Raw genomic sequence first — 23053 nt, 5'->3', positions numbered from 1 at the left:
GGCTGTTTTCACAGGCGCCCGCCCTGCCTCAGATCATTGCCATGCCGCCGTTGACGTGAATGGTCTGGCCGGTGACATAGGCCGCCTCATTGGAGGCGAGATAAGCGACGGCGGACGCCACTTCAACGCTGGTGCCCATGCGCCGGGTCGGGATCGCGGCCATGATCGTCTCTTTCTGCTTGTCGTTGAGCTTGTCGGTCATGGCCGATTCGATGAAGCCCGGGGCGACGCAGTTGACGGTGATGTTGCGGGTGGCGATCTCCTGCGCCAGCGACTTGGAAAAGCCGATCATGCCTGCCTTGGAGGCGCAGTAGTTGGTCTGGCCGGGATTGCCGGTGACGCCGACCACCGAGGTGATGTTGATGATGCGGCCATGGCGGCGGCGCATCATCGGATGCGTCAGCTCGCGGGTCAGCCGGAACACGGCAGTAAGGTTGACCTCGATCACCGAATCCCAGTCGGCGTCCGACATGCGCACGAACAGGCCGTCCTTAGTGATGCCGGCATTGTTGACCAGGATGTCGACGCCTTCGAGATCGGCCTCCGCTTTCTGGCCGAGCGCCTTGACCGCGTCGCGGTTCGTCAGGTCCGCCGGAAACAGTTTTACGCGGTCGCCCAATTCGCCCGCCAAGGCTTCCAGCTTCTCCACACGGGTTCCGTGCAGGCCGACGATCGCGCCCTGGCTGTGCAGCACCCTGGCGATCGCCTCGCCGATGCCTCCCGATGCGCCGGTGACGAGCGCCTTCCGGCCGGTCAGTTCGAACATATCTTCAACCTCATTTTTCCAGACGGCTGCAAGCAGTCGCGTTCCGTATACGTCATATCGTCCAAGTCACGCTAGACAAGCGTCGGACATTGGCGAAGGCCTCCTTCCCGTCGTCATCCACGGGCGGAGCGGGAGCGAAGCGGACGCGTAGACCCGAGGATCCATGCCGTGACATTGGCCGAAGGATGCAACGGAGCAGAATTCTGCACCGCGGCGGCACTTCCAAGTCACGGCATGGATTCTAGGGTCTGCGCTGCGTCGCTTCGCTCCTTGCTCCGCCCTAGAATGACGAAAACGGGGCCTCACCCCAAAGCCGCCAGCGCGGCCTCGACTTCCGCCGCCGTGCCCACGGCGCCGGTGGCGATGTCGCGGTTGATGCGGCGCGCCAGGCCCGACAGCACCTTGCCTGCGCCGACTTCATAGAGGCTCGCGACGCCGTTGGCGCCAAACCATTCCACCGTCTCTCGCCAGCGCACCCGGGCAACCACCTGCTCGACCAGGCGGCGGACGATCTCATCGGGGTCGCTGGTCGGGGTTACGGTGACGTTCGAGACGATCGGAACCACCGGCGCGGATTTCGCGACACCGGCCAGCGCCTCGCGCATTATGTCGGCGGCAGGCGTCATCAGCGCCGAATGAAAGGGGGCGGAAACCTGCAGCATCAGCGCCCGCTTGGCGCCTTTTTCGGTGCACAGCTTCGCCGCCAGCTCGACCGCCGGCCTGGCGCCGGAGATCACCAGCTGGCCGCCGCCATTGTCGTTGGCGACCTGGCAGACGGAGCCGTTGCCGACCTCGCGAGCTGCCTCGGCGCAAGCGGCCTCGACGTCGGCCTGTTCCAGCCCGATGATCGCGGCCATGGCGCCCTCGCCGGCCGGCACCGCCGCCTGCATGGCGTTGCCGCGGGTCCGAAGCAGCCGCGCCGCGTCGCCGACCGAAACGAAGCCGGCCGCAGCAAGCGCGGAATATTCACCAAGCGAATGGCCGGCGACATAAGCCACCTTGTCCTTCAGCGAGAAGCCGCGCGCTTCGAGCGCGCGCATCGCCGCCAGCGACACCGCCATCAGCGCCGGCTGGGCATTGGCGGTCAGCGTCAGCGTCTCTTCCGGCCCTTCCCAGATGAGTTTCGACAGTTTTTCGCCGAGCGCTGCGTCCACTTCCTCGAAGATGCGACGCGCTTCGGGGAATGCATCGGCGAGGTCCTTGCCCATGCCGACGGCCTGGCTGCCCTGTCCCGGAAAGGTGAATGCGACGGCCATTTTGAGGTCTCTCCAGAGGCTGGTTTTGTCTGCCTCTGGCGCAAGGCGGACAGCCAAGTCAAGCCCGCAGGCGTCTCTTCGGCCTGCATTTCGGTCGGAAATCCTGCTGACTGCCTGTTCCAAAAGGCCTTTTACTTGATCACACCTGATGAAAACCGCTCACGTTTAGTTTGCTGGCTCTTCTTATTTCCGCCACAGGCGCTAGCTTTGCGTGACATTTCGATGACAGTGGCGTGACGCGAGTGGAAGACGCGTGACAAGGGCCGGGGAAGCAAAGTGGCAAGGATCAGAAAAGGCGCGGCCAAACCCGCGCCGCAATTTTTGGAAGACGATCCGTCCACCGGCTATCTGCCGGGACGAGCCTGGCCGACCGTACGCTACGGCCTGTCGACGCTTCTTGCCTCAGCCCTGCTCGTCTTCGCGATCGAGCTGATCGTACGCGGCGATTTCTTCGGCACAGTCGATTTCTTCATGCAGCCCTTCAAGCCCGGCTGGACCACCATCATCGTCTTCGCCCTGGTGCTGCTCGGGCTGGACGCCATACTCGGCCGAAGCCACCAGAGCCTGATGATCGTGGCGCCGCTGACGCTGGCGCTGGCCTTTGTCGGCCACCAGAAATCGCGTTACCTCGGCGACCCGCTCTATCCCACGGATTTCCTGTTCGCCCGCCAGATCATGGCGCTGATGCCGCTCCTGGTGCGCGAGCGCCCGTGGACGGCCGTCATGCTGGCGGTCGGCATCGTAGGCGGTCTGACGCTGCTCGTCTACGGCTGGCGGACCTGGCGCCGGCGAGTACCCATCCTCAGCCGCAAGGGCCGCATGGCGCGGCTGGCGCTTGCCGTGCCGCTGCTCGCCTTCTTCGTCTCGATCATGGACTACGCCACCTTCTCGTGGACGCGCGACCGGCTGCAGATCATCCCGATCATGTGGGACCAGAAGGAGAACTACGCCTCCAACGGCTTTGCGCTGGCCTTCGCGATGAACGTGCCGATGGCGCATGTCGCGGCGCCGCCCGGCTATTCCGAGAAGACGATGGCCGCGATCCAGCGCCCCGACGCCGCCGCTTCCATGCCGGACGAGAAGCCGGATATCGTGGTGGTGATGAGCGAATCCTTCTGGGATCCGACGCACCTGCCCGGCGTCACCATCAAGCCCGACCCGATCCCGACGGTCAGGGCGTTGCGCTCCGGCTCGATGTTCTCGCCCGAGTTCGGCGGCATGACCGCCAATATTGAGTTCGAGGCGCTGACCGGCTTTTCCAACGCCTTCCTGCCGGCCGGCTCGATCCCCTATCAGCAATATGTGCGCACCCCGACCCCGTCGCTGGCGACCTTCCTGAAGAGCCAGGGTTACCGGGCGCGCGCCATCCATCCCGGCACCAACTGGTTCTGGAACCGCGGCGCCGTCTATGCCGATTTCGGCTTCAACGACTTCCGCTCCGAAGAGACGCTGCCGCCGATGGAAAAGCGCGGGCCGCTGGCTTCCGACGCGGCGATGACCGACGAGATCATCCGCGAGGCCGACACCAGCGACGATCCGGTGTTCCTGTTCGCCGTCAGCCTGCAGAACCACGGTCCTTACGAGCCCTACCGCTACTACAACCCGACGCATTCGATCGACGCGCCGATCAGTTCCTGGGCGCGGGAATCGCTGCTTTCCTATGCCGAGGGGTCGGCCGACGCCGACCGCGGCCTGCAGCGCCTGATCGACTGGGCGAAGGCCCGCCAGCGGCCGACCATCATCGCCTTCTTCGGCGACCATCTGCCGCCGCTCGGACCCGTCTATGTCGAGACCGGCTTCCTCAAGGACAATGTCGCGCCGCGCAAGGAGCCGGCGGTCGCCGCGCTCGAACACCACGATACGCCTTTGGTTATCTGGTCGAACCGCTCCGGTCCGGTCGAGAACATCGGCTCGGTGAGCCCGGCCTTCCTGCCCTATCATATCCTGACCACGGCAGGCATCAGCCACCCCTATTACACCGGCTTCCTCGGCGCGCTGCGCGAACACTACCGGGTGGTCGACCGCAACCTGCTCCTGTCGCCCGTGGGCGAAGCAACGCCGGATTGGGCGAGGCAGAAGCAGATCGATCCGAAGATCAACGATTTCCGGCTCATCCAATACGACATGATGTTCGGCAAGCGGCTCTCGGCGCCCGATTTCTTCCCCGAGACGGTGAACAGGCTGGTCGCGCATACAAGCTGAGCTGACCGGCGGTCACAGCCGATCGCGGCTATCCCGGTCCGTGGCGGGAAACGATGCTCCGATGCCGGGCCTTGGAAAGATTTCGTCGCTGCGATTTAGAGCAATTCCAGGAAAAGTGTGAGCGGTTTTCCCTCCGAAATTGCGTAAAAAACAAGGAGATAGGGCGTTTCGCCGTTTCCGTGAAACGGTGAACGCGCTAGACGTCAAAAGCCTGGAACGGGCTGGACCTTTCCACTCAGCCGAGCGCCAAGCGTCAAAGCGGCCGGAAAATTCTTGATCACGGCGCGCATGGCCGGCGCGCCACCTGGCCCAAGCGCTATTTTGGCAATCAAGGCCGCGGCACGCAGACGGGTCGAGAATTGCCGACGCCATTCGCGTTCGTAGCGATGCCCGGCGGCGTCGCGGTCCTCGCGACGTTTGCCCGATGCGATCAGTTCTCGCGCAAGCAGCCAGCCCGATTGCAGCGCCATCGAAATCCCTTCGGCGATGACAGGATGCGACTCGCCCGCGATGTTGCCGACACGGAAGATGCCCTGATCGTAGCCGGCCCGGATGCCCGGATGAATCGGTCCCGCAGCCAGCCATGGGCCATCCAATTCGGCACCTGCCAGCGCAGTTCGCACGCCTCGGCACGAGGCCAGGACGTGACGCGACACCGCATCCGCCGCCGCAATATTCCCAAAGCGCCGGCGCAGCCCGGATAGAACATCGCGGCGGATACAGCAGGAGATTGAAACCCGGCCATTGTCCGCAGTTACCATCCCGCCATATCCGCCTGGGAATACCAGCAGCGGCATCAGATCGGGCGCCAGCGCGGCGCCGGTAAAATGCGCCTTGAAGCCGAAAAGGTCGGAGGGTTGGCTGGTTCTTTCAAGCTGGCTCGGAAGTTTCCCAGTTTCCCAGGATCCGTGCGCGGCAATGATGACGGGTGTGCTGAGCAGCTTCTGTTGCTGGTCAGATTCCACAGTCAGAAATTGCAAGTCATCGCGCCGGCGGATAGCGACTGCCTTGCAAGGCTGGAGGATCTCGACACCCGCACGTTCGGCAGCCTGCAGCAGGATGGTGTCCAGACGATCGCGGCCGAGCGCGCGGCCGAGACCCGTCTTGGCGCTCGGCATTCGCGCCTGCGCCGAGACATCGCCCGAAAAGAACCCGACGCGCCTTATCTCGGGGCCGGCTTCCGCGCGCCAGCTCTCGCCGACGCCCAGCTGATCGAGCAAGGCAAGGCTGGTGCCCGACATGAATTCGCCGCAGACCTTGCGGCGAGGAAATACCACCTTCTCCACCATTGCCACCGACCAACCATGTTGGGCGAGTGCAATGGCGGTGGAACTTCCGGCAGGACCGGCACCGATGACAATTGCGTCGTGCATCATTTCGTATCGAGCGTGCTCGCGCCAACAAAACCTTGCGTAAACAGGCCTCTGCGGCCCTCCATCACGGGCGTTCCACCTGACAGTTGCCACAATTGTGAAAGTTCCGTGCCACGAAAACCGGCGCGCACACTTTGCGCTGCATCATTCAGCGTTACCGCACAGGCGCCGATCAATCGCAGAAACCCTGTCGCCAAAAGCGGCACCTTGGCTCTCAACGGCTCCGTGGCGACGAGCATCGGGGCCACCGTCATCATCCGAGAAAACAGCTCCTGCAGGCGCATGTCGTCGAAGTGGTGGAGGATAAGGTTGGCGCAAACAAGGTCGAAGGGCCTGTCCTGGGTCCAATCGAACAGATCCGCAGTCACGGGCTGCGCCCGCCAGCCCAATTCAGCGAAAGAGCTGCGCAAGTCCTCGCCTATCAAGCCGATCCTGTCGACCATGACGATCTCGACGTCGGGCCAATGGCGCGCCATCAGCCGCGCCACCGCCAGCATGAACTTTCCGTCGCCGGCGCCTATTTCGAGGATGCGCAGCGGCGGCTTTTGCACGTTTTGCCGCATCAGCGATGCCATGATCCTGGCCTGGAACATCAATGCATTGATGCGAACGAGATCGCGACGGGATGCAATCGCACTGGGATCGTCAGCCGGGAGGCCGTCGAGGAGTTCTGGCTCCAGATGCCGGATGTCCATGTCGGTCATGCGATGGATCGGAAATCTAGGCTTCAGCCGGCAATCCGGCAAATAGAATTCGGGTCGTTCCTTCATGGCAGCGCGCTGCTGGTCGCGGAACCCGCATTTGAACCCACCCGGATACCGAAGAAAGTCGGTCCCTTCATGCGACATCGGAGGCTGATATCACAGTTTGCTAATGAGAAATATCGGCACCGCGCAATAAAATGCTCTATGCAGGCGTTTACCTTAGGAACGCTTCTCCAATTCGCAGACCTTATGAGCCCGATTGCGCTCATGCTCGGAGCTATTTTGTCCCCTCAAGCGTATCTGAACGGCATTGCCACGTGTGTCCCCGAACATGACGTGCATCGGTTCTTCCTCGGCTATGGAGCCTCGCTGCTTGAAAACGACGCGCAGCGCCTTGCGCTCTTCGAGCGAATGGTCGCTCTGGCCGGGATCGAACATCGCTATTCCTGCTTTGCGCCTGCCGACGATCCGCGCGGCGGGGCAATCGACCGCGACGGCACCTCGGTCAGAGGCTCGTTCGCCAGCACCGCAATGCGTATGCGGATGTACGAAGCCGCCGCACCGGAGCTCGCGCAAAGGGCCGTCGACAGACTTCTGGCCAACGACGACCGCTCGCTGATCACGCATTTGATCGTGACGAGCTGCACCGGCTTTTCGGCGCCCGGCATCGACCTGGAACTGGTGCAGCGATGCGGCCTGTCGACGTCGGTCGAGCGCACCATAATCGGCTTCATGGGATGCTATGCCGCCATCAACGCCTTGAAGCTGTCGCGCCACATCGTGCGATCGGATCCGAAGGCCCGCGTGCTGATCGTCAACATCGAATTGTGCACGCTGCATTTCAAGGAGGCCACGGAGCTCGAGAAGCTGATCTCGTTCTGTCTATGGGGCGACGGTTGCGCGGCCTCGCTGGTGACAGCCGAGCCGCACGGCATCCTGCTCGAAAGCTTCCACGCGATCGTGGCGGCGGAGCGCAAGGAGCTGATGAGCTGGAATATCCGCGACGACGGCTTTGACATGGTGCTGTCGGGCCAGGTTCCTGGCGCTGTCCGTGAGACGCTGCGCAACGAGCATCGGGCGATCCTCGGCGGCAGGCCCGCCAAGGAGATCGATTTGTGGGCGGTCCATCCCGGCGGCCGCTCGGTGCTCGACGCGGTCGAGCGGGCGCTCGAACTGAAGCCGACCGCGCTCGCCGCATCGCGCGAAGTGCTCCGGCAATACGGCAACATGTCGTCGGCCACCGTAATGTTCGCGATGGCCGAAATGCTGAAGGAGCCGTCGGGCTTGCTCGGCTGCGGCATGGCGTTCGGGCCGGGATTGACCACCGAGACCATGATGTTCCGGACTGCCTGATGAAGTCGAACGCCATCCGGCACCGCGTCCGTGCTTTCGCAGCCCGTTGGCTGGTGCCCTACCTGCCGTATCCGCACTTCATGTGTGTGGCACCTCTTGACGCCGTGTTGCGGGTCCTATGGCGTGCGGAAGGCCGGCTGCCTCCCGTTTATTGGCCGCGCCTGATGCTCCTGTTCCTGATTTCGGGCATCAACACGATCGCCTCCCTGCCGGAGCGCGTGATCCTTGGGGCATGGCTGCGGCTGCGACCTCCCCGGATGGAACCGGATAACGCGCCTGTGTTCGTTCTTGGCTACTTCCGCTCCGGGACGACTTTTTTGCAGAACCTGCTGTCGGCGGACCCGGACCTGAGATCGCCGGGCTGGCCGCAGGTCCTGGCGCCTCAGACATTCGTCCTTGGCTGGGCCCTGCTGCGCTATCTTTTCGTGCCCTTGCTGCCGTTGACGCGCCTCGACGCGGTCGTGCCGGTTGGCGCCAGGCTGCCGGCGGAGGACGACTTCGCATTGAACAATCTGGGTGGAATGTCGATCCTGGCGGGACGCGCCGTGCTTCCCCGCCGGCAAGCCTTCTTCAATCGGTATCAGGATCTCGACTCGCTTTCGGCGCAAGAGCTGAACCGCTGGCGCTCACATCAGCTCGCTTTCGTGCAGAAGCTCACGCTCGTTGCCGGAGGGCGGCGACTTCTGCTCAAGTCGCCGAGCCACACGGCGCGCGTCCGCCACCTTTTGGAGCTGTTCCCTGGCGCCAAGTTTGTCCACATCTCGCGTTCGCCGGAAGCGGTGTTCCGGTCCAACCTTGTTCTGACGCGCGAGTTGCAGCGTGCGTTCGCCCTGCAGCCGCCGCTGCCCGAGCACGAGCAGGAAGAGATCATCGCCTGCGAATATCTTGCGACGGAGATGCACTATCTGGCTGATAGAACCCGGATTCCAGCCGCCGACCTCGCCGAGGTGCGGCTACAGGATCTTATTGCCGATCCGACGGGCGAGATGAAGCGGATCTACCGCGAACTGGGCCTGCCATTCTCCCACGGCTGCGAGGAGCGCATGCTGCAAGTCGCCGCGACGTTCGGCAAACAGCCGCGCAACCGCCATCCCGACCTGACGGAAGGGCAGAAAGCGCGCCTAGCCCGCCTCGAACTGCTCGCTTCCAATTTCGGGCATGTGCCTGCGCTGCCTCCCGGACGGTCAATATTGACAGCCAACCGCGCATTGGATGACATGGCATCATGACGGCGGGCCCATGGTCATACGCAAGCTGGGCAGGTTTGGCCCGGCTGTTGCTCGTCCCTCTGTTGCTCAGCATCTGCGCCCCGCCGATCTCGGCGGTTGCCGACGAGCAAGGCGATGCGATCAAGCTGGTTGAGACCGTGCGCCAGGCGGCGCTCGTGCTCGGGCACGGCGGGCCCGCCGAGGCGCAGCTCCGCTCGATCTCAGCGGCCTTCGACGGAAAGGGAATTGCCCAGGCCGTGCTCGGGACGCGCTGGCGCAGCGCGAGCGCGGACGACCGCGCCGCGGTGGTCGATGCGCTTCTTTATGCCATCGCACACGGGCTGGCCGACAAGCTGGAACGGACGCAGGACAAGACTTTCACCGTGCTCGGCACAAAGACCCTGGCCAACGGCGACATACTGGTGCGCAGCGAATTCCGCCGGCAGCTCCGCGGCCCAACGTCCGTGGACTGGCGTGTCCGCCGCTGCCGCGGGCAACTCTGTATCGGCGATGTCTTTGTCGACGGCGGGTCGGTGACCGTGCGGCAGCGGGACCGCATCGGCCAGATCCTCGCCGGCAATGGCGGCTCGATCCCCGCGCTTGTCGTCGATCTCAGGAAAGGCCGGGTATGACTCCTCGCCGGCGCTCATGTCCTCCCCTCGTCGAATTGAGCAATGTCGGCCGCGATTTTGACGGCGGCCGCATCGTCGCCGTCGACGACGTGTCGCTCGCGATCGGGAATGACGAGACCGTCGCGATTGTCGGACGCAGCGGCAGCGGCAAATCGACGATCCTGAACCTGGTCTGCGGGCTTGACCGGCCGACCCGCGGCGAAGTTCGGTTCGAAGGCCGGGCCGTCAATGGAAGCGCTGCGTGGGCAGCAGTCCGGGCCAGCAGGATCGGCATCGTCTTCCAGAACTTCTGCCTGCTCCCCTCCTTGTCGGCGCGCGAAAACATCGAGGTGGCCCTGCTGGGAAACCTCGGCGGAGCGCAGCAGCGTCGCGCTCGCGCGCTGGAACTTCTGGCGCATTTCGGTCTTGCCGATCGCGCTGCGCTGCGGCCGGCCGAGCTTTCCGGCGGCGAACGCCAGCGCCTTGCCATTGCGCGGGCGCTGGCCAACCGTCCGAAGCTTCTTCTTGCCGACGAGCCGACAGGAAGCCTCGACGTGCAGACAAGCCAATCCGTCATGGACATCATCGGCAATGCGCATCGCGAGTTCGGGACCGCAGTGATCGTGGTGACCCATGACGAGGACGTGGCCGCGTTGTGCGGACGCCGGGTCGAGATCTCGGATGGCCGCATCCGCTCGGACAGCCGGGCGGCGGCAATCTCAGCGCCCGCACCGGCATCGCGGATCGGCTAGCCCATGACGGAGCTGACCCTGCCCTTGCGCGGTCTCATCGCACGTCCCCTGCGCACTTTGCTCACGGTGCTCGGCATCGCCTTGGCGGTCGCCGGCTTCGTGGCGCTTACCGGCCTGACCGCCGGCGTCCAGCGCTCATTTGCGTCGGGAATCGATGAGAACGGCGCGGATCTGGTGGTTAGCCAGCGCAGCACCTTCAATTTGGTGAGCAGCACCGTGCCCAGAGCGCTCGGCCCGGCGCTTTCGGCGGTGCCGAATGTCGAGGCGGTGTCGGGCGTTCTCCTCAACATCACCACCGCCGACGAGGACGCCAATATCGTCATGGCCGGCTGGCCAAGCGGCAGCTTCCTGTGGAAAGACGTGCCGCTCGTGGCGGGGCGGCTCCCTGTGCCGGGGGACCAGTGGCCGGTGATCCTTGGCCAATCGATCGCCGGCGCATTGGACAAGCGGGTCGGCGATACCGTCGAGCTGCAGTTCCAGCCCTATCGGATCGTCGGCATCGCGTCGTTCTCGTCCATGCTGAACCAGAACAGCGCCATCGTTCCACTCGAGGGGCTGCAGCAGCTCCTGTCGCGGGAGGACGCCTTTACCTTGTTCGAGGTGAGACTGAAGCGCCCGCTCGACGCCGACGGCATCGCCGCTGCCCGAACCCGGCTCGTTGCAGCCGCGCCGGGATTCGTGGTCGTCGACACCGAGCAGTTCGCCAACAGCATCCGCATCTTCGATCTGCTTCGGGCGATCGCCCGCACGATTTCGCTGGTCGTCATGGCGATGGCCTCGGTTGCGGTCGCCAACACGCTGCTGATGGCCGTGAACGAACGGACGTTCGAGATTGGTGTTCTGGCGGCGCTTGGCTGGGCGCCGCGGCGGATTCTTCGGCTCATCCTCATCGAAGGCGTCTTCATGAGCGCAGCCGGCGGCGTTATCGGTATCGTTCTCGGCGCCCTGACCATGGAAGCGGCGGCGAAGACAAGGGTCGCGGCGGGGCTGATCGTGCCCTATCTGTCAGGCTGGTCGATCGCCCAGGCGCTGATCTTCGTCTTCATCGCCGGTCCGCTCGGCGCACTCTACCCGGCTTGGCGCGCCACGCGCCTTCTCCCCGCTGAAGCGCTCCGCAGGATCTGACTTGCCGTGTCGGCCGGGCAGCGCTCCGGTGCCAGCAAAAGCATCGATCTGTCGTGTAAACGAAACGACCGGTTCGCAGGTCCGCGGCATCGGCGACGCAGGCCGGGCCTTGCCTTCCTGGCGAATTGCTATTAGACCCGCGCAATCTGCCGGTCCTTGCTGGGGGCTGAACGGAGGGCCGTGGCCTTTTCGAAGGTCGCGACACGAAGCCGGAAGGGCTTCCAGCCTCCCGTGTCTCCGCTCTCGACCGTCTCGTGATGCTCCTTTCTTCCCCGCTCTTTCGCGATCGGGTCAGACAAGTTGCAGAGGCTTAGCCGCGAGGGCCGGTGAGAGAAACGAAGAAAGGCACTTAAACATAATGGCTCTTTACGAACATGTGTTTCTTGCCCGGCAGGACCTGTCGCAGCAGCAGGTTGATGCGCTTGTCGAACAGTACAAGGGCGTCATCACGGCGAATGGCGGCTCGGTCGGCCGGATCGAGAACTGGGGACTGAAGTCCCTCACCTACCGGGTCAAGAAGAACCGGAAGGCTTACTACACGCTGATGGACATCACCTGCCCGCCGGCCGCGCTCAACGAAATGGAGCGCCAGATGGGCCTGTCGGAAGACGTCCTTCGCTTTCTGACCATCAAGGTGGAAGCGCATGAGGAAGGCGCCTCGGCGATGATGCAGAAGCGCGAAGAGCGCTCCGAGCGCGGCGGCTTCGGCGACCGCGACCGTGGCCCGCGTTCGTTCGGCGACCGCGACCGCGGTGACCGCGGCCCGCGTTCGTTCGGCGACCGTGACGGCGGCGACCGTGGCCCGCGCCGTCCGCGCGAAGGCGTTGAAGGAGGTGCAGAATAATGGTCGACATCAACCAGATCCCGACCCGGCGCCCCTTCCACCGCCGCCGCAAGACCTGCCCGTTCTCCGGCGCCAACGCGCCCAAGATCGACTACAAGGACGTGCGTCTCCTGCAGCGCTACATTTCCGAGCGCGGCAAGATCGTGCCCTCGCGCATCACCGCCGTCAGCCAGAAGAAGCAGCGCGAGCTCGCCAAGGCGATCAAGCGCGCCCGCTTCCTCGGCCTGCTGCCCTATGTGGTTCGCTGAGGCCTGAAACTTCGATGCGGGCGCTTGGCGCCCGCATCCCCACCCACGGCGACGGGCGCCGCGGTTCAAATCAAATCCCGAGTTGGGGCCGGATGGCCTCTAACTGCCAGGACAGGCAGGACAGCGACAAGAGCGGCGAGCGCCGCAAAGAGCTTCCTGACCTGTTCCAGATCATTGCGCCAGCCTTCCGGCCGGCGCCAACCGAAGGAACGAAACCATGGAAGTCATTCTCCTCGAGCGCATTTCCCGCCTCGGCCAGATGGGCGAGACCGTCAAGGTCAAGGACGGGTTCGCCCGCAATTTCCTGCTGCCGCAGGGCAAGGCGCTGCGCGCCAACGAAGCCAACAAGAAGAAGTTCGAGGGCCAGCGCGCCCAGCTCGAAGCCCGCAACCTGGAGCGTAAGTCGGAGGCCGCGCAGGTCGCCGAGAAGCTCGACGGCAAGAGCTTCATCGTGGTGCGCTCGGCCGGCGAGACCGGTCAGCTCTACGGCTCGGTGTCGACCCGCGACATCGCCGATCTGCTGATCGCCGAAGGCTTCACCGTCAACCGCAACCAGGTCGAGCTCAACCAGCCGATCAAGACCATCGGCCTCTCCAACGTGGCGATCGCGCTGCATCCGGAAGTCGAGGTCACCGTGACGCTCAACGTCGCCCGTTCGGCCGACGAGGCGGAGCGCCAGGCCAAGGGCGAGACGCTGACCACCGCCGAAGCCATCTATGGCGAGGACATCAACGACAACGCCCGGCCGGAGAATTTCTTCGACCCGAACGCCGAATTCGAAGGCGGCGAAGAGAACGCCTGATCTCTCGGCCTGATTTGGCACATCCTCCGAAGCGTCGCTTCGGCTCGCAGACGTCCAGGATTTCTGGACCAACGCCCGGGTCTTCGACCCGGGCTTTTTTGTGCCAAAAGGAACTTTTCGACACCCCATATCTTGTGCACATTACAGCGTGGCGCGTCGATTGGACGCGGGCGAGGCGCCGTGGCATTTTCGATCTGGCATTCCAGTCCGATTACCGGGTGATCCGACTGAGGGGACATTTGGTCATGAATATCCTGTTGAAACACGTTCTCGAACGCCTGGTGCGCGCCGGCGACCTCAAGGTGACCGGACCGAAGGGCGCGACGCACAAGTTCGGCGACGGCAGCGGCGAGCCGGTGCATATCCATATCAAGACCACGCATGCCGAGCGCGCCATCACCTTCGATCCGATGCTGGCGGTGCCCGAAGCCTACATGGACGGCGAGCTCGACGTGATCGAGGGCGGCGTTCTCGGCTTGATGCGCATCGCGTTCCAGAACATGGGATCGAGCGGCATCGACGTGACCTGGTCGAAGGCGATCGAGGGGCTGCGCCACGCCTTCCGCCGGCTGCAGCAGATCAACACCGCCGCGCGCTCGCGCCGCAACGTCGAACGCCACTACGATCTCTCGGGCGAGCTCTACAAGCTCTTCCTCGACGAGGACATGCAGTATTCCTGCGCCTATTTCGAACAGCCCGACATGACGCTCGACGAGGCGCAGCTTGCCAAGAAGCGCCACATCGCCGCCAAGCTGAGGCTCAAGGCCGGCCAGACGGTGCTCGACATCGGCTCCGGCTGGGGCGGGCTGGGCCTCTATCTCGCCAAGGTCTTCGACGTCGACGTGCAGGGCGTCACCCTCTCCACCGAACAGCATGGCGTCGCCACCGATCGAGCGCATGCGCAGGGCCTGCAGGACCGCGTGCATTTCGAACTCAAGGATTATCGCCACATCAACGAACGTTTCGACCGCATAGTTTCGGTCGGCATGTTCGAGCATGTCGGCGTCAACCACTACCGCACCTTCTTCGACAAGGCCGCGACGCTGCTCAAGCCCGACGGCGTGATGCTGCTCCATACCATCGGCCGTTCCGGCGTGCCGTGGGCGACCAGCGCCTTCGTCCGCAAATACATTTTCCCGGGCGGCTACATCCCGGCGATGTCGGAGGTGATGCCGGCGATCGAGAAATCCGGCCTGGTCGTCACCGACATCGAAATCCTGCGGCTGCATTACGCCGATACGCTCAAGCGTTGGGGCGAGCGCTTCGCCGCCAACCGCGACAAGGCGAAAGCGATCTATGACGAGCGCTTCTGCCGCATGTGGGAGTTCTATCTCGCCGCTTCCGAGGCCGCCTTCCGCTGGCAGGACCTGGTGATCTTCCAGTTCCAGATCGCCAAGAAGAACGACACGCTGCCGATGACGCGCGACTACATGGCCAAATGCGAGAAGGCGCTGGAGCTGCGCGATATCGGCCACCAGGAGCCGGCGGCGCCGGCGCCCCCCAAGCCGACCCGCCGCAAGAAGGTGGGGTAGCCGCGCAATGCCGCTTGCCATTGCGGCCTGACGCCACGAAAAAGGTCTCGTTCGCGAGACCTTTTTTCATGACCTACCTCATCTACACCGCAGCCGCTCTTGCCGAGATCGCCGGCTGCTTTTCGTTCTGGGCGTGGTGGCGGCTGGAGAAGTCGGCGCTCTGGCTTCTCCCCGGCCTCGTCTCGCTGGCGCTGTTTGCCTTGCTGCTGTCACTGGTCGGCACGGATGCGGCGGGCCGCGCCTACGCCGCCTATGGCAGCATCTACATCGCCGCCTCGCTCGGCTGGCTGTGGCTGGTCGAAGGCGTGCGTCCCGACCGCTGGGATCTGGCCGGCGCTGCGCTCTGCATCGTCGGCGCCTCGGTCATCCTGCTCGCTCCAAGGGGAGCCTGAGATGGAACTGCCCGCCCCGCTCCGGCAAGGCGTCGACAGCCTCTTGGAGAAGGTACCATTGCCGGCGCTGAGGCAGGCGGCGCGGACGCTCTCGGAGCGCTACCGCGCCGAGCTGCGCGACGGCCGCCTGCATATGGGCGCAGACATGGCCGTCAAGGCCTATCTGGCGACGCGGCTGCCCGCCACTTATGCCGCCGTGCGCGCCAGCCTCGATGCCTTGATCGAGGCTCGCCCCGACTTCCGGCCGGCGAGCCTGCTCGATGTCGGCGCCGGACCTGGCACCATGCTTTGGGCCACGACCGACGCCTGGCCTGAGCTGGAACGGGCGGTGCTTGTCGAGGCAAGCGCTGCCGTGCGCAAAGTCGGCCAGGCGCTCGCGGAGGGCGCGATCGCGGCCCACGCCGACTGGATCGCCGGTGACGCGACCATCGATCTCGACGGCATCACGCCCGCCGATCTCGTCAGCGCCGCCTATGTGCTGGACGAGATCGTGCCTTTATCGCTGCCGAAGCTCGTCGGTCGCCTCTGGCAGCTCACGGTCGACACATTGCTCATCGTCGAGCCTGGCACGCCCGCCGGCTGGCAGCGCATCCTTGCCGCGCGCCGCCAACTGATTGCGGCCGGCGCGCATGTTTCGGCACCTTGCCCGCACGCGGCGCCATGCCCGCTTGCTCCGCCCGACTGGTGCCATTTCGCGCGCCGCGTCGCCCGGTCGCGCCTACATCGCCTGGTCAAGGAGGCCGAGGTGCCATGGGAGGACGAGAAGTTCATCTACCTCGCCGCCTCCCGGCAGCCGGCGCCGGCGCACTTGGCGCGGGTGATCGCTCCGCCGAAGGGCGGCTCCGGCAAGGCGGTGCTGAAACTCTGCCAAACGGACGGCAGCGCCGGCGAGCAACTGTTCAGCAAGCGCGACGGGGACGTGTACAGGGCCGCGCGGCGGGCGGACTGGGGCGATACGCTGGACTGAGGGAGCGTAGGCCGATGAAATCGGGAGAAGACGTATCGTCGATGCCCGTCGCTACTTTGGAGATCAGCCGACGCGCGCGAACTTCGTCATCCACGGGCGGAGCGACGCGAAGCGGCGCGCAGACCCGAGGATCCATTCCGTGACGTTGCGCGAAGAATGAAGGCGGCGCAGAACGGAGCTCGTTCCGGCTCGCCGCGACGCCCACAGGTCACGGAATGGATCCTCGGGTCTGCGCGCGTCGCTTCGCTCCTTGCTCCGCCCGTGGATGACGACTTCACCAACGTTTCGGCTAATCTCAAAGGTGAACGCCCAAAAGAAGCAACTCGCTACTTTGGCGATCAGCCGAGGACGTCCGCGATTCTTTGCGCGAGCGGATGCGGCTGGTCGGTTGTGAGCGAGCGTCGGACGACAATCGGTCGCCCAAAATGTTCTTGCTTCGTTCCATAATTGCAACTAAGAATCGCCGCTTGCCGAGTCAACTGGAATCAGGCCCCCGGAATACTGTCCTGTGGATGGTTTGCCGATCCTGTGAACATTGGGGCGTCAAGCTGGTTGGACCGAGGGTGTTGCAGAAAGGTCAGCATCGAATCTTCCCGTTCTGATATCGAGGACAGCGGGATCGAAACCGGGGATATCATGGCAGAGGCGGCACTGAAATTCGGCGCGGCGGAAACGCCGCTCTATCGCGAGGCACCGAACAACATCGAGGCCGAGCAGGCGCTGCTCGGCGCCATCCTCGTCAACAACGACGCCTTCTATCGTGTCTCCGATTTCTTGAAGCCGGCGCATTTCTACGAGCCGCTGCACCGCCGCATCTTCGAGATCGCGGCCGAACTCATCCGCATGGGCAAGATTGCGACGCCGATCACGCTCAAGACCTTCCTGCCGGCCGACGAAAAGGTCGGCGACATGACGGTGGCGCAATATGTCGTGCGCCTCGCCGTCGAGGCCGTCACCGTCGTCAACGCCACCGACTATGGCCGCGCCATCTACGACCTTGCGACGCGCCGCGCGCTGATCACCGTCGGCGAGGACATGGTCAACATCGCCTATGACGCGCCGGTCGACATGTCGCCCTCCGACCAGATCGAGGATGCCGAACGGCGGCTGTTCGAGCTTGCCGAAACGGGCCGCTATGACGGCGGCTTCGAGAGCTTCAACGATGCGGTCAAGACCGCCGTCGACATGGCCAACGCCGCTTATATGCGTGACGGCCACCTGTCGGGCATCGCCACCGGCTTGCGCGACCTCGATCGCCGCATGGGCGGCCTGCAGCCCTCCGACCTGATCGTGCTCGCCGGACGTCCGGGCATGGGCAAGACCTCGTTGGCCACCAACATCGCCTTCAACATTGCCGAGGCTTACGTTCCGGCGCAGCAAGCCGATGGCAGCTTCAAGGCCGCCAATGGCGGCGTCGTCGGCTTCTTCTCGCTCGAAATGTCGTCGGAGCAGCTGGCTACCCGCATCATCTCCGAGCAGACCGAAATCTCGTCCTCGAAGATCCGCCGCGGCGAGATCACCGAGATGGATTTCGAAAAACTGGTCGCCTGCTCGCAGACGATGCAGAAGATCCCGCTGTTCATCGACCAGACCGGCGGTATCTCGATCGCACAGCTTTCCGCCCGCGCGCGGCGTCTGAAGCGCCAGCGCGGCCTCGACCTCATCGTGATCGACTATATCCAGCTGATGCAGGGCTCCTCCGCGCGCGCCTCGCAGAACCGCGTGCAGGAAATCACCGAGATCACCACGGGCCTGAAGGCTCTGGCCAAGGAGCTCGGCGTGCCGATCATCGCGCTGTCGCAGCTGTCGCGTCAGGTCGAAAGCCGCGACGACAAGCGCCCGCAGCTCTCGGACCTGCGCGAATCCGGCTCCATCGAACAGGACGCCGACGTGGTCCTGTTCGTCTATCGCGAGGAATATTACCTCAAGAACCGCGAGCCGAAGCTCGGCACCGAGGAATACATCAAGTGGGAAAACGAGATGAACGAGGCGCGCGGCAAGGCCGAGTGCATCATCGCCAAGCAGCGCCACGGACCGACCGGTACCGTCAGCCTGGCCTTCCACGGTGAATTCACGCGGTTCTCGGATCTGGCGGAAGAGCATCATCTGCCGGAGAGGTTCGAGTGAGTTGAGACAGGTCTCACTCCGTCACCCCCCTCTCTGTCCTGCCGGACATCTCCCCCTCAAGGGGGGAGATTGGATGTCGCATCGGCTTTCGCCAATCGCCGACGTTGCAAGATGGGCGCCGTCGGCGAAACTGCCGATCTCCCCCCTTGCGGGGGAGATGTCCGGCAGGACAGAGGGGGGCGCTGTCCCGCCGGCCTATCCAATGTTGGGCCGTCCCTAATGGCCAAATCACGCGTTCAGTTCATCTGCCAGAATTGCGGCTCGGTGCATCAGCGCTGGGCCGGCAAATGCGATGCCTGCGGCGAGTGGAACACGCTGGTCGAGGAAGGCACGTCCGGCGGCATCGGCTCGGGGCCGGCCAACGCGCGCAACGCCCGCAAAGGGCGTGCCGTGGTGCTGACCAGCCTGTCGGGCGACATCGAGGACGCGCCGCGCATCGTGTCGGGCATCGGCGAGCTCGACCGCGCCACCGGCGGCGGCTTCGTGCGCGGCTCGGCCCTTCTGGTCGGCGGCGATCCCGGCATCGGCAAGTCGACGCTCTTGACGCAGGCAGCCGCCGCGCTCGCCTCGAAAGGCCACCGCATCGTCTATGTCTCGGGCGAGGAAGCGGTGGCGCAGATCCGGCTGCGGGCACAACGCCTCGGCGTCGCCTCGACGCCGGTCGAGCTTGCGGCCGAAACCAATGTCGAGGACATCCTGGCGACCATCGCCGACGGCAAGCGGCCGGACCTCGTCATCCTCGATTCCATTCAGACGCTGTGGACGGACCTTGCCGATTCGGCACCGGGCACCGTCACCCAGGTGCGCGCCGCCGCCCAGGCGATGATCCGCTACGCGAAATCCACAGGCGCGGCGATCGTGCTCGTCGGCCATGTCACCAAGGAAGGCCAGATCGCCGGCCCTCGCGTCGTCGAGCACATGGTCGACGGCGTGCTCTACTTCGAGGGCGAAGGCAATCATCACTTCCGCATCCTGCGCACGGTGAAGAACCGCTTTGGGCCGACCGACGAGATCGGCGTGTTCGAAATGTCGGACAAGGGGCTGCGCGAGGTTTCCAATCCATCCGAGCTTTTCCTCGGCGAACGCCACGCAAAGTCGCCGGGCGCCGCGGTTTTCGCCGGCATGGAAGGCACGAGGCCGGTGCTGGTCGAGATCCAGGCGCTTGTCGCGCCTTCCTCGCTCGGCACGCCGCGCCGCGCCGTCGTCGGCTGGGACGGCGCGCGGCTGTCGATGGTGCTCGCCGTGCTGGAGGCGCATTGCGGCGTCCGCTTCGGCCAGCACGACGTCTATCTCAACGTCGCCGGCGGCTATCGGATCTCGGAGCCGGCGGCCGATCTCGCGGTCGCCGCGGCGCTGGTTTCGTCACTCACCGGTCTTGCCCTTCCCGCCGATTGCGTCTATTTCGGCGAAATCAGCCTATCGGGCGCCGTGAGGCCGGTTGCGCATGCGCAGCAGCGCCTCAAGGAAGCCGAAAAGCTGGGTTTTGGAAGCGCGGTGCTGCCGCTTGGCAGCGAGGAACTTGCCGGGGGGATCGGGGCCGGCGCTTTCCAGCCCACCGAGCTTGCCGACCTCGTGGCGCGCATAGCCGGCATACGGCGCGGTCGTGCCGACGACGGGGAGTGATGCGGCTCGTCGGGCCGTGAGACAGGAAGTGGGGCGAGAACCATGCCGATTACGCTGCTTGACGGAATCCTCGTCGGCTTCACCCTGGTCTCAGCAATGCTCGCCATGGTGCGCGGCTTCTCCCGCGAAGTGCTCTCGGTGGTTTCCTGGGCGGCGGCGGCGGCGGCGGCTTTCTTCTTCTACAAGCCGGTCCTGCCCTATGTTCAGCCCTATGTCGACAACGACAAGATCGCGATGGCGGCTTCGGCGGGCATCGTCTTCCTCATCGCGCTGATCGTCGTCTCCGTCATCACCATGAAGCTCGCCGACTGGATCATCGATTCGCGCATCGGCGCGCTCGACCGCACGCTCGGCTTCCTCTATGGCGCGGCCCGCGGCATCCTGGTGGTCGCAGTGGCGCTGCTGTTCTTCAACTGGCTGGCCGGCGCCAAGGCGCCTGCCTGGATCGCCAACGCCAAGTCGCGGCCGTTGCTGGAGACGATCGGCGCCAAGCTCGAAAGCGTGCTGCCGGAAAACACCGAGGAACTGGTCAACAAATACACCCATAAGGGCACGCCGCAGGCCGGCGCACCGGCCACGACCGACCAGCCCGCGGCCGAGCCGCCGGCAGGCGACGACAACGCGCCGGCGCCTGACGACAGCGAGGGCGAGGCGCCTGCCGACAACGAGCCGGCGCCGGCCACGCCAGCGCCCGCACCGGCTCCAGCGCCGGCAAACTGATCGCGAGCCGGCCTGGCGCCGGTTGTGAATGCAAAAAAGCGTGCGTTGCGTTCGGCGATAGATCGCCTTATATGGCGGCTTTAGCGGAGCTTGAGCACCAGATGGCAGACTCAACGGCAGATGAAGGCGAGGTCCTTTCCGCCGAGGCCGACGATCATTTTCATGACGAATGCGGCGTGTTCGGCATCTTCGGCCGGCAGGACGCGGCGGCCATCGTCACACTCGGCCTTCATGCCCTGCAGCATCGCGGCCAGGAAGCGGCCGGCATCGTCTCCTATGACGGCACCCAGTTCCATGTCGAACGCCATGTCGGCCTGATCGGCGATACCTTCACCAAACAGCGCGTCATCGACAGTCTGCAAGGCAACCGCGCCATCGGCCACACGCGCTACGCCACCACCGGCGGCGCCGGGCTGCGCAACATCCAGCCCTTCTTCGCCGAGCTCGCGGAAGGCGGTCTTGCCGTGGCTCACAACGGCAACCTCACCAACGCGCTCACCGTGCAGCGCGCGCTGCAGAAGCAGGGCTCGATCTTCTCCTCGACCTCCGACACAGAGACGCTGCTGCATCTGGTCGCGACCAGCAAGGAGCGCGATTTGAATTCGCGTTTCATCGATGCGATCCGCCAGGTCGAAGGCGCCTTCTCGCTGGTGGCGATGACCGCCAAGAAGATGATCGGCTGCCGCGATCCGCTCGGCATCCGCCCGCTGGTGCTTGGCGACCTCGACGGCGCCTGGATCCTCGCGTCCGAAACCTGCGCGCTCGACATCATCGGCGCCCGCTTCGTGCGCGACATCAAGCCCGGCGAGATGGTGGTGGTCACCGCGAAGGGCATCGAAAGCATCTTCCCGTTCGAGCCGCAGAAGACGCGCTTCTGCATCTTCGAATATGTGTATTTCGCGCGGCCGGATTCCTCGGTCGAAGGCCGCAACGTCTATGATGTGAGGAAGCGCATTGGCGCGGAACTCGCGCAGGAAAGCCCGGTCGAGGCCGACATCGTCGTGCCGGTGCCGGATTCCGGCACGCCGGCCGCGATCGGCTTCTCGCAGGCTGCCGGCATTCCCTTCGAGCTCGGCATCATCCGCAATCACTATGTCGGCCGCACCTTCATCCAACCAGGCGATTCCATCCGCCACATGGGCGTGAAGCTCAAGCACAACGCCAACCGCCGCATGATCGAGGGCAAGCGCGTGGTGCTGGTCGACGATTCGATCGTGCGCGGCACCACCAGCCAGAAGATCGTGCAGATGGTGCGCGACGCCGGCGCCAGGGAAGTGCATATGCGCATCGCCTCGCCGCCGACCAGCGCGTCCTGCTTCTACGGCGTCGACACGCCGGAGAAGTCGAAGCTGCTTGCGTCGCGCATGTCGGTCGAGGAGATGGCGGAGTTCATCCGCGTCGATTCGCTCGGCTTCCTGTCGATCGACGGGCTCTACCGCGCCGTCGGCGAGGCACGCCGCGACAACGACCAGCCGCAATTCTGCGACGCCTGCTTCACGGGACAGTACCCCACCCGCCTGCTCGACTTCGAAGGCCACGACAATGTGCGCACGCTGTCGCTGCTGGCGAGCGGCGGGGCGTAGGGCGCCCGGACTATCAATTGCCTTCGCCGAGCTGTTTCGCGCCTTATGGAATCTCTCACATGACCCTCGACCTTTCAGGCCGCGTGGCGGTCGTCACCGGCGCCTCGCGCGGCATCGGCTATTTCATCGCCAAGGAGCTGGCTGCGGCCGGCGCGCATGTGATCGCGGTGGCGCGCACAGTGGGCGGGTTGGAAGAGCTGGACGACCAGATCAAGGCCGATGGCCGCGGCCAGGCGACGCTGGTGCCGCTCGATCTTGCCGACATGGCCGGCATCGACCGGCTGGGCGGCGCGATCCATGAGCGCTGGGGCAAGCTCGATATCCTGGTCGCCAATGCCGGCGTGCTCGGCGTCATCTCGCCGATCGGCCATGTCGAGGCCAAGACCTTCGAGAAGGTGATGACCATCAACGTGACGGCGACCTGGCGGCTGATCCGCTCGGTCGATCCGCTGCTCAGGCTCTCCGACGCCGGCCGCGCCATCATCCTGTCGTCCAATGCGGCGCATTCGGCGCGCGCCTTCTGGGCGCCCTATGCGGCCTCGAAAGCGGCGGTCGAAACGATGATGCGTTCCTGGGCCCATGAAACCGAGAGCCTGCCGCTGAGGGTGAACGCCGCCGATCCCGGCGCAACCCGCACCGCAATGCGCGCGCAGGCCATGCCGGGCGAAGACCCGGAGACGCTGCCGCATCCGTCCGAGATCGCCAAGCGCATCGTGCCCCTGGCAAGCCCGGAACTGAAGGAAACCGGCCTGATCTTCCAGGCCAAGCACAACCGCTTCGTCGCCTACCGGAAGCCGGAATAAAGCCTGGGTGCCTGAGGCGTCGCGACCCCTCTATTCACGGGTCTGTGAACGGGGCGGCGAAA

At 64.8% G+C, this 23053-nt stretch carries 21 protein-coding genes and 1 pseudogene; 18 read left to right on the top strand and 4 right to left on the bottom strand.

Features of this window, described 5'->3' with window-relative positions:
* Positions 1-28: 28 nt before the first annotated feature.
* Complete coding sequence (fabG, locus tag LB538_RS16055; RefSeq protein ID WP_140783695.1) at positions 29-766, bottom strand: 3-oxoacyl-[acyl-carrier-protein] reductase; 738 nt, start codon at positions 764-766, stop codon at positions 29-31.
* A gap of 302 nt (positions 767-1068) precedes the next feature.
* Complete coding sequence (fabD, locus tag LB538_RS16050) at positions 1069-2022, bottom strand: ACP S-malonyltransferase (RefSeq protein WP_224525012.1); 954 nt, start codon at positions 2020-2022, stop codon at positions 1069-1071.
* A 276-nt stretch (positions 2023-2298) separates the two neighbouring features.
* On the opposite strand from fabD, the gene LB538_RS16045 reads away from it, so the two are divergent.
* Positions 2299-4224 carry an LTA synthase family protein gene (locus tag LB538_RS16045; RefSeq protein WP_224525014.1) on the top strand — a complete coding sequence of 642 codons (1926 nt, stop codon included), beginning with the start codon at positions 2299-2301 and terminating at the stop codon, positions 4222-4224.
* Between the two features lie 203 nt (positions 4225-4427).
* On the opposite strand, the gene LB538_RS16040 is transcribed toward LB538_RS16045, so the two are convergent.
* Positions 4428-5600, bottom strand: coding sequence for an NAD(P)/FAD-dependent oxidoreductase (locus LB538_RS16040; protein ID WP_224525016.1), 1173 nt, complete (start codon positions 5598-5600; stop codon positions 4428-4430).
* Positions 5597-6367, bottom strand: coding sequence for a class I SAM-dependent methyltransferase (locus tag LB538_RS16035; protein ID WP_224525019.1), 771 nt, complete (start codon positions 6365-6367; stop codon positions 5597-5599). Before LB538_RS16035 ends, LB538_RS16040 begins: the two co-directional genes overlap by 4 nt.
* A gap of 270 nt (positions 6368-6637) precedes the next feature.
* Between LB538_RS16035 and LB538_RS16030 the strand changes: the two genes are divergently transcribed.
* From LB538_RS16030 to LB538_RS15950, 17 genes and pseudogenes are all read left to right on the top strand, one after another.
* The gene (locus LB538_RS16030; RefSeq protein WP_318011874.1) at positions 6638-7654 is read left to right on the top strand and encodes a type III polyketide synthase; all 1017 of its coding nucleotides are present in this window, start codon (positions 6638-6640) and stop codon (positions 7652-7654) included.
* Entirely contained in the window at positions 7654-8883 is a 1230-nt protein-coding gene (locus tag LB538_RS16025) for a sulfotransferase family protein (protein ID WP_224525024.1), read from the top strand. The genes LB538_RS16030 and LB538_RS16025 overlap by 1 nt, the downstream gene beginning before the upstream one ends.
* 47 nt (positions 8884-8930) lie before the next feature.
* Positions 8931-9494, top strand: a complete 564-nt coding sequence (locus LB538_RS16020) for an ABC transporter substrate-binding protein (protein WP_224551531.1) — start codon at positions 8931-8933, stop codon at positions 9492-9494.
* Positions 9491-9955: pseudogene (locus LB538_RS29340) on the top strand (ABC transporter ATP-binding protein); the annotation flags it as partial. The gene LB538_RS16020 and the pseudogene LB538_RS29340, both read left to right, overlap by 4 nt.
* A 93-nt stretch (positions 9956-10048) precedes the next feature.
* Positions 10049-10225 carry a hypothetical protein gene (locus LB538_RS16010; protein ID WP_224525210.1) on the top strand — a complete coding sequence of 59 codons (177 nt, stop codon included), beginning with the start codon at positions 10049-10051 and terminating at the stop codon, positions 10223-10225.
* Positions 10226-10228: 3 nt separating this feature from the next.
* Positions 10229-11350, top strand: a complete 1122-nt coding sequence (locus LB538_RS16005) for an ABC transporter permease (protein WP_095767002.1) — start codon at positions 10229-10231, stop codon at positions 11348-11350.
* Positions 11351-11708: 358 nt separating this feature from the next.
* Positions 11709-12194 carry a 30S ribosomal protein S6 gene (gene rpsF, locus LB538_RS16000; RefSeq protein ID WP_095767001.1) on the top strand — a complete coding sequence of 162 codons (486 nt, stop codon included), beginning with the start codon at positions 11709-11711 and terminating at the stop codon, positions 12192-12194.
* Positions 12194-12442 carry a 30S ribosomal protein S18 gene (gene rpsR, locus LB538_RS15995; protein ID WP_006203718.1) on the top strand — a complete coding sequence of 83 codons (249 nt, stop codon included), beginning with the start codon at positions 12194-12196 and terminating at the stop codon, positions 12440-12442. Before rpsF ends, rpsR begins: the two co-directional genes overlap by 1 nt.
* Before the next feature lie 217 nt (positions 12443-12659).
* Positions 12660-13244: a 50S ribosomal protein L9 gene (rplI, locus tag LB538_RS15990; RefSeq protein ID WP_095767000.1), complete on the top strand. Its 585-nt coding sequence runs from the start codon at positions 12660-12662 to the stop codon at positions 13242-13244.
* Between the two features lie 245 nt (positions 13245-13489).
* Positions 13490-14776: an SAM-dependent methyltransferase gene (locus tag LB538_RS15985; protein ID WP_224525029.1), complete on the top strand. Its 1287-nt coding sequence runs from the start codon at positions 13490-13492 to the stop codon at positions 14774-14776.
* 68 nt (positions 14777-14844) lie between these two features.
* Entirely contained in the window at positions 14845-15168 is a 324-nt protein-coding gene (locus tag LB538_RS15980) for a YnfA family protein (RefSeq protein ID WP_224525032.1), read from the top strand.
* Between the two features lies 1 nt (position 15169).
* Positions 15170-16135, top strand: coding sequence for a small ribosomal subunit Rsm22 family protein (locus tag LB538_RS15975; RefSeq protein ID WP_224525035.1), 966 nt, complete (start codon positions 15170-15172; stop codon positions 16133-16135).
* Positions 16136-16771: 636 nt separating this feature from the next.
* Complete coding sequence (locus LB538_RS15970; RefSeq protein WP_095766996.1) at positions 16772-18262, top strand: replicative DNA helicase; 1491 nt, start codon at positions 16772-16774, stop codon at positions 18260-18262.
* A gap of 219 nt (positions 18263-18481) precedes the next feature.
* On the top strand, positions 18482-19885 hold the full coding sequence (radA, locus tag LB538_RS15965) for a DNA repair protein RadA (RefSeq protein WP_224525038.1): 1404 nt from the start codon (positions 18482-18484) through the stop codon (positions 19883-19885).
* Between the two features lie 42 nt (positions 19886-19927).
* Positions 19928-20605, top strand: coding sequence for a CvpA family protein (locus tag LB538_RS15960; protein WP_140636064.1), 678 nt, complete (start codon positions 19928-19930; stop codon positions 20603-20605).
* A 101-nt stretch (positions 20606-20706) separates the two neighbouring features.
* Complete coding sequence (purF, locus tag LB538_RS15955) at positions 20707-22188, top strand: amidophosphoribosyltransferase (RefSeq protein WP_224525040.1); 1482 nt, start codon at positions 20707-20709, stop codon at positions 22186-22188.
* A 59-nt stretch (positions 22189-22247) separates the two neighbouring features.
* Positions 22248-22991 (top strand): SDR family NAD(P)-dependent oxidoreductase, encoded by a 744-nt coding sequence (locus LB538_RS15950; RefSeq protein WP_224525045.1) that lies wholly within the window; start codon positions 22248-22250, stop codon positions 22989-22991.
* Positions 22992-23053 lie beyond the last annotated feature (62 nt).

The organism is Mesorhizobium sp. Ca11, assembly GCF_020165275.1.
Classification (GTDB): Bacteria; Pseudomonadota; Alphaproteobacteria; order Rhizobiales; family Rhizobiaceae; genus Mesorhizobium.
This window is presented reverse-complemented; position numbering and strand designations above follow the sequence as displayed.

Coding starts and splice junctions, on each gene's coding strand:
- purF (WP_224525040.1), top strand. CDS start 20,707: ATGGCAGACTCAACGGCAGATGAAGGCGAGGTCCTTTCCGCCGAGGCC.
- rpsR (WP_006203718.1), top strand. CDS start 12,194: ATGGTCGACATCAACCAGATCCCGACCCGGCGCCCCTTCCACCGCCGC.
- LB538_RS15960 (WP_140636064.1), top strand. CDS start 19,928: ATGCCGATTACGCTGCTTGACGGAATCCTCGTCGGCTTCACCCTGGTC.
- LB538_RS16040 (WP_224525016.1), bottom strand. CDS start 5,600: ATGATGCACGACGCAATTGTCATCGGTGCCGGTCCTGCCGGAAGTTCC.
- fabG (WP_140783695.1), bottom strand. CDS start 766: ATGTTCGAACTGACCGGCCGGAAGGCGCTCGTCACCGGCGCATCGGGA.
- rplI (WP_095767000.1), top strand. CDS start 12,660: ATGGAAGTCATTCTCCTCGAGCGCATTTCCCGCCTCGGCCAGATGGGC.
- LB538_RS15970 (WP_095766996.1), top strand. CDS start 16,772: ATGGCAGAGGCGGCACTGAAATTCGGCGCGGCGGAAACGCCGCTCTAT.
- LB538_RS16010 (WP_224525210.1), top strand. CDS start 10,049: ATGGACATCATCGGCAATGCGCATCGCGAGTTCGGGACCGCAGTGATC.
- fabD (WP_224525012.1), bottom strand. CDS start 2,022: ATGGCCGTCGCATTCACCTTTCCGGGACAGGGCAGCCAGGCCGTCGGC.
- rpsF (WP_095767001.1), top strand. CDS start 11,709: ATGGCTCTTTACGAACATGTGTTTCTTGCCCGGCAGGACCTGTCGCAG.
- LB538_RS15980 (WP_224525032.1), top strand. CDS start 14,845: ATGACCTACCTCATCTACACCGCAGCCGCTCTTGCCGAGATCGCCGGC.
- radA (WP_224525038.1), top strand. CDS start 18,482: ATGGCCAAATCACGCGTTCAGTTCATCTGCCAGAATTGCGGCTCGGTG.
- LB538_RS16025 (WP_224525024.1), top strand. CDS start 7,654: ATGAAGTCGAACGCCATCCGGCACCGCGTCCGTGCTTTCGCAGCCCGT.
- LB538_RS16035 (WP_224525019.1), bottom strand. CDS start 6,367: ATGAAGGAACGACCCGAATTCTATTTGCCGGATTGCCGGCTGAAGCCT.
- LB538_RS16005 (WP_095767002.1), top strand. CDS start 10,229: ATGACGGAGCTGACCCTGCCCTTGCGCGGTCTCATCGCACGTCCCCTG.
- LB538_RS15975 (WP_224525035.1), top strand. CDS start 15,170: ATGGAACTGCCCGCCCCGCTCCGGCAAGGCGTCGACAGCCTCTTGGAG.
- LB538_RS15985 (WP_224525029.1), top strand. CDS start 13,490: ATGAATATCCTGTTGAAACACGTTCTCGAACGCCTGGTGCGCGCCGGC.
- LB538_RS15950 (WP_224525045.1), top strand. CDS start 22,248: ATGACCCTCGACCTTTCAGGCCGCGTGGCGGTCGTCACCGGCGCCTCG.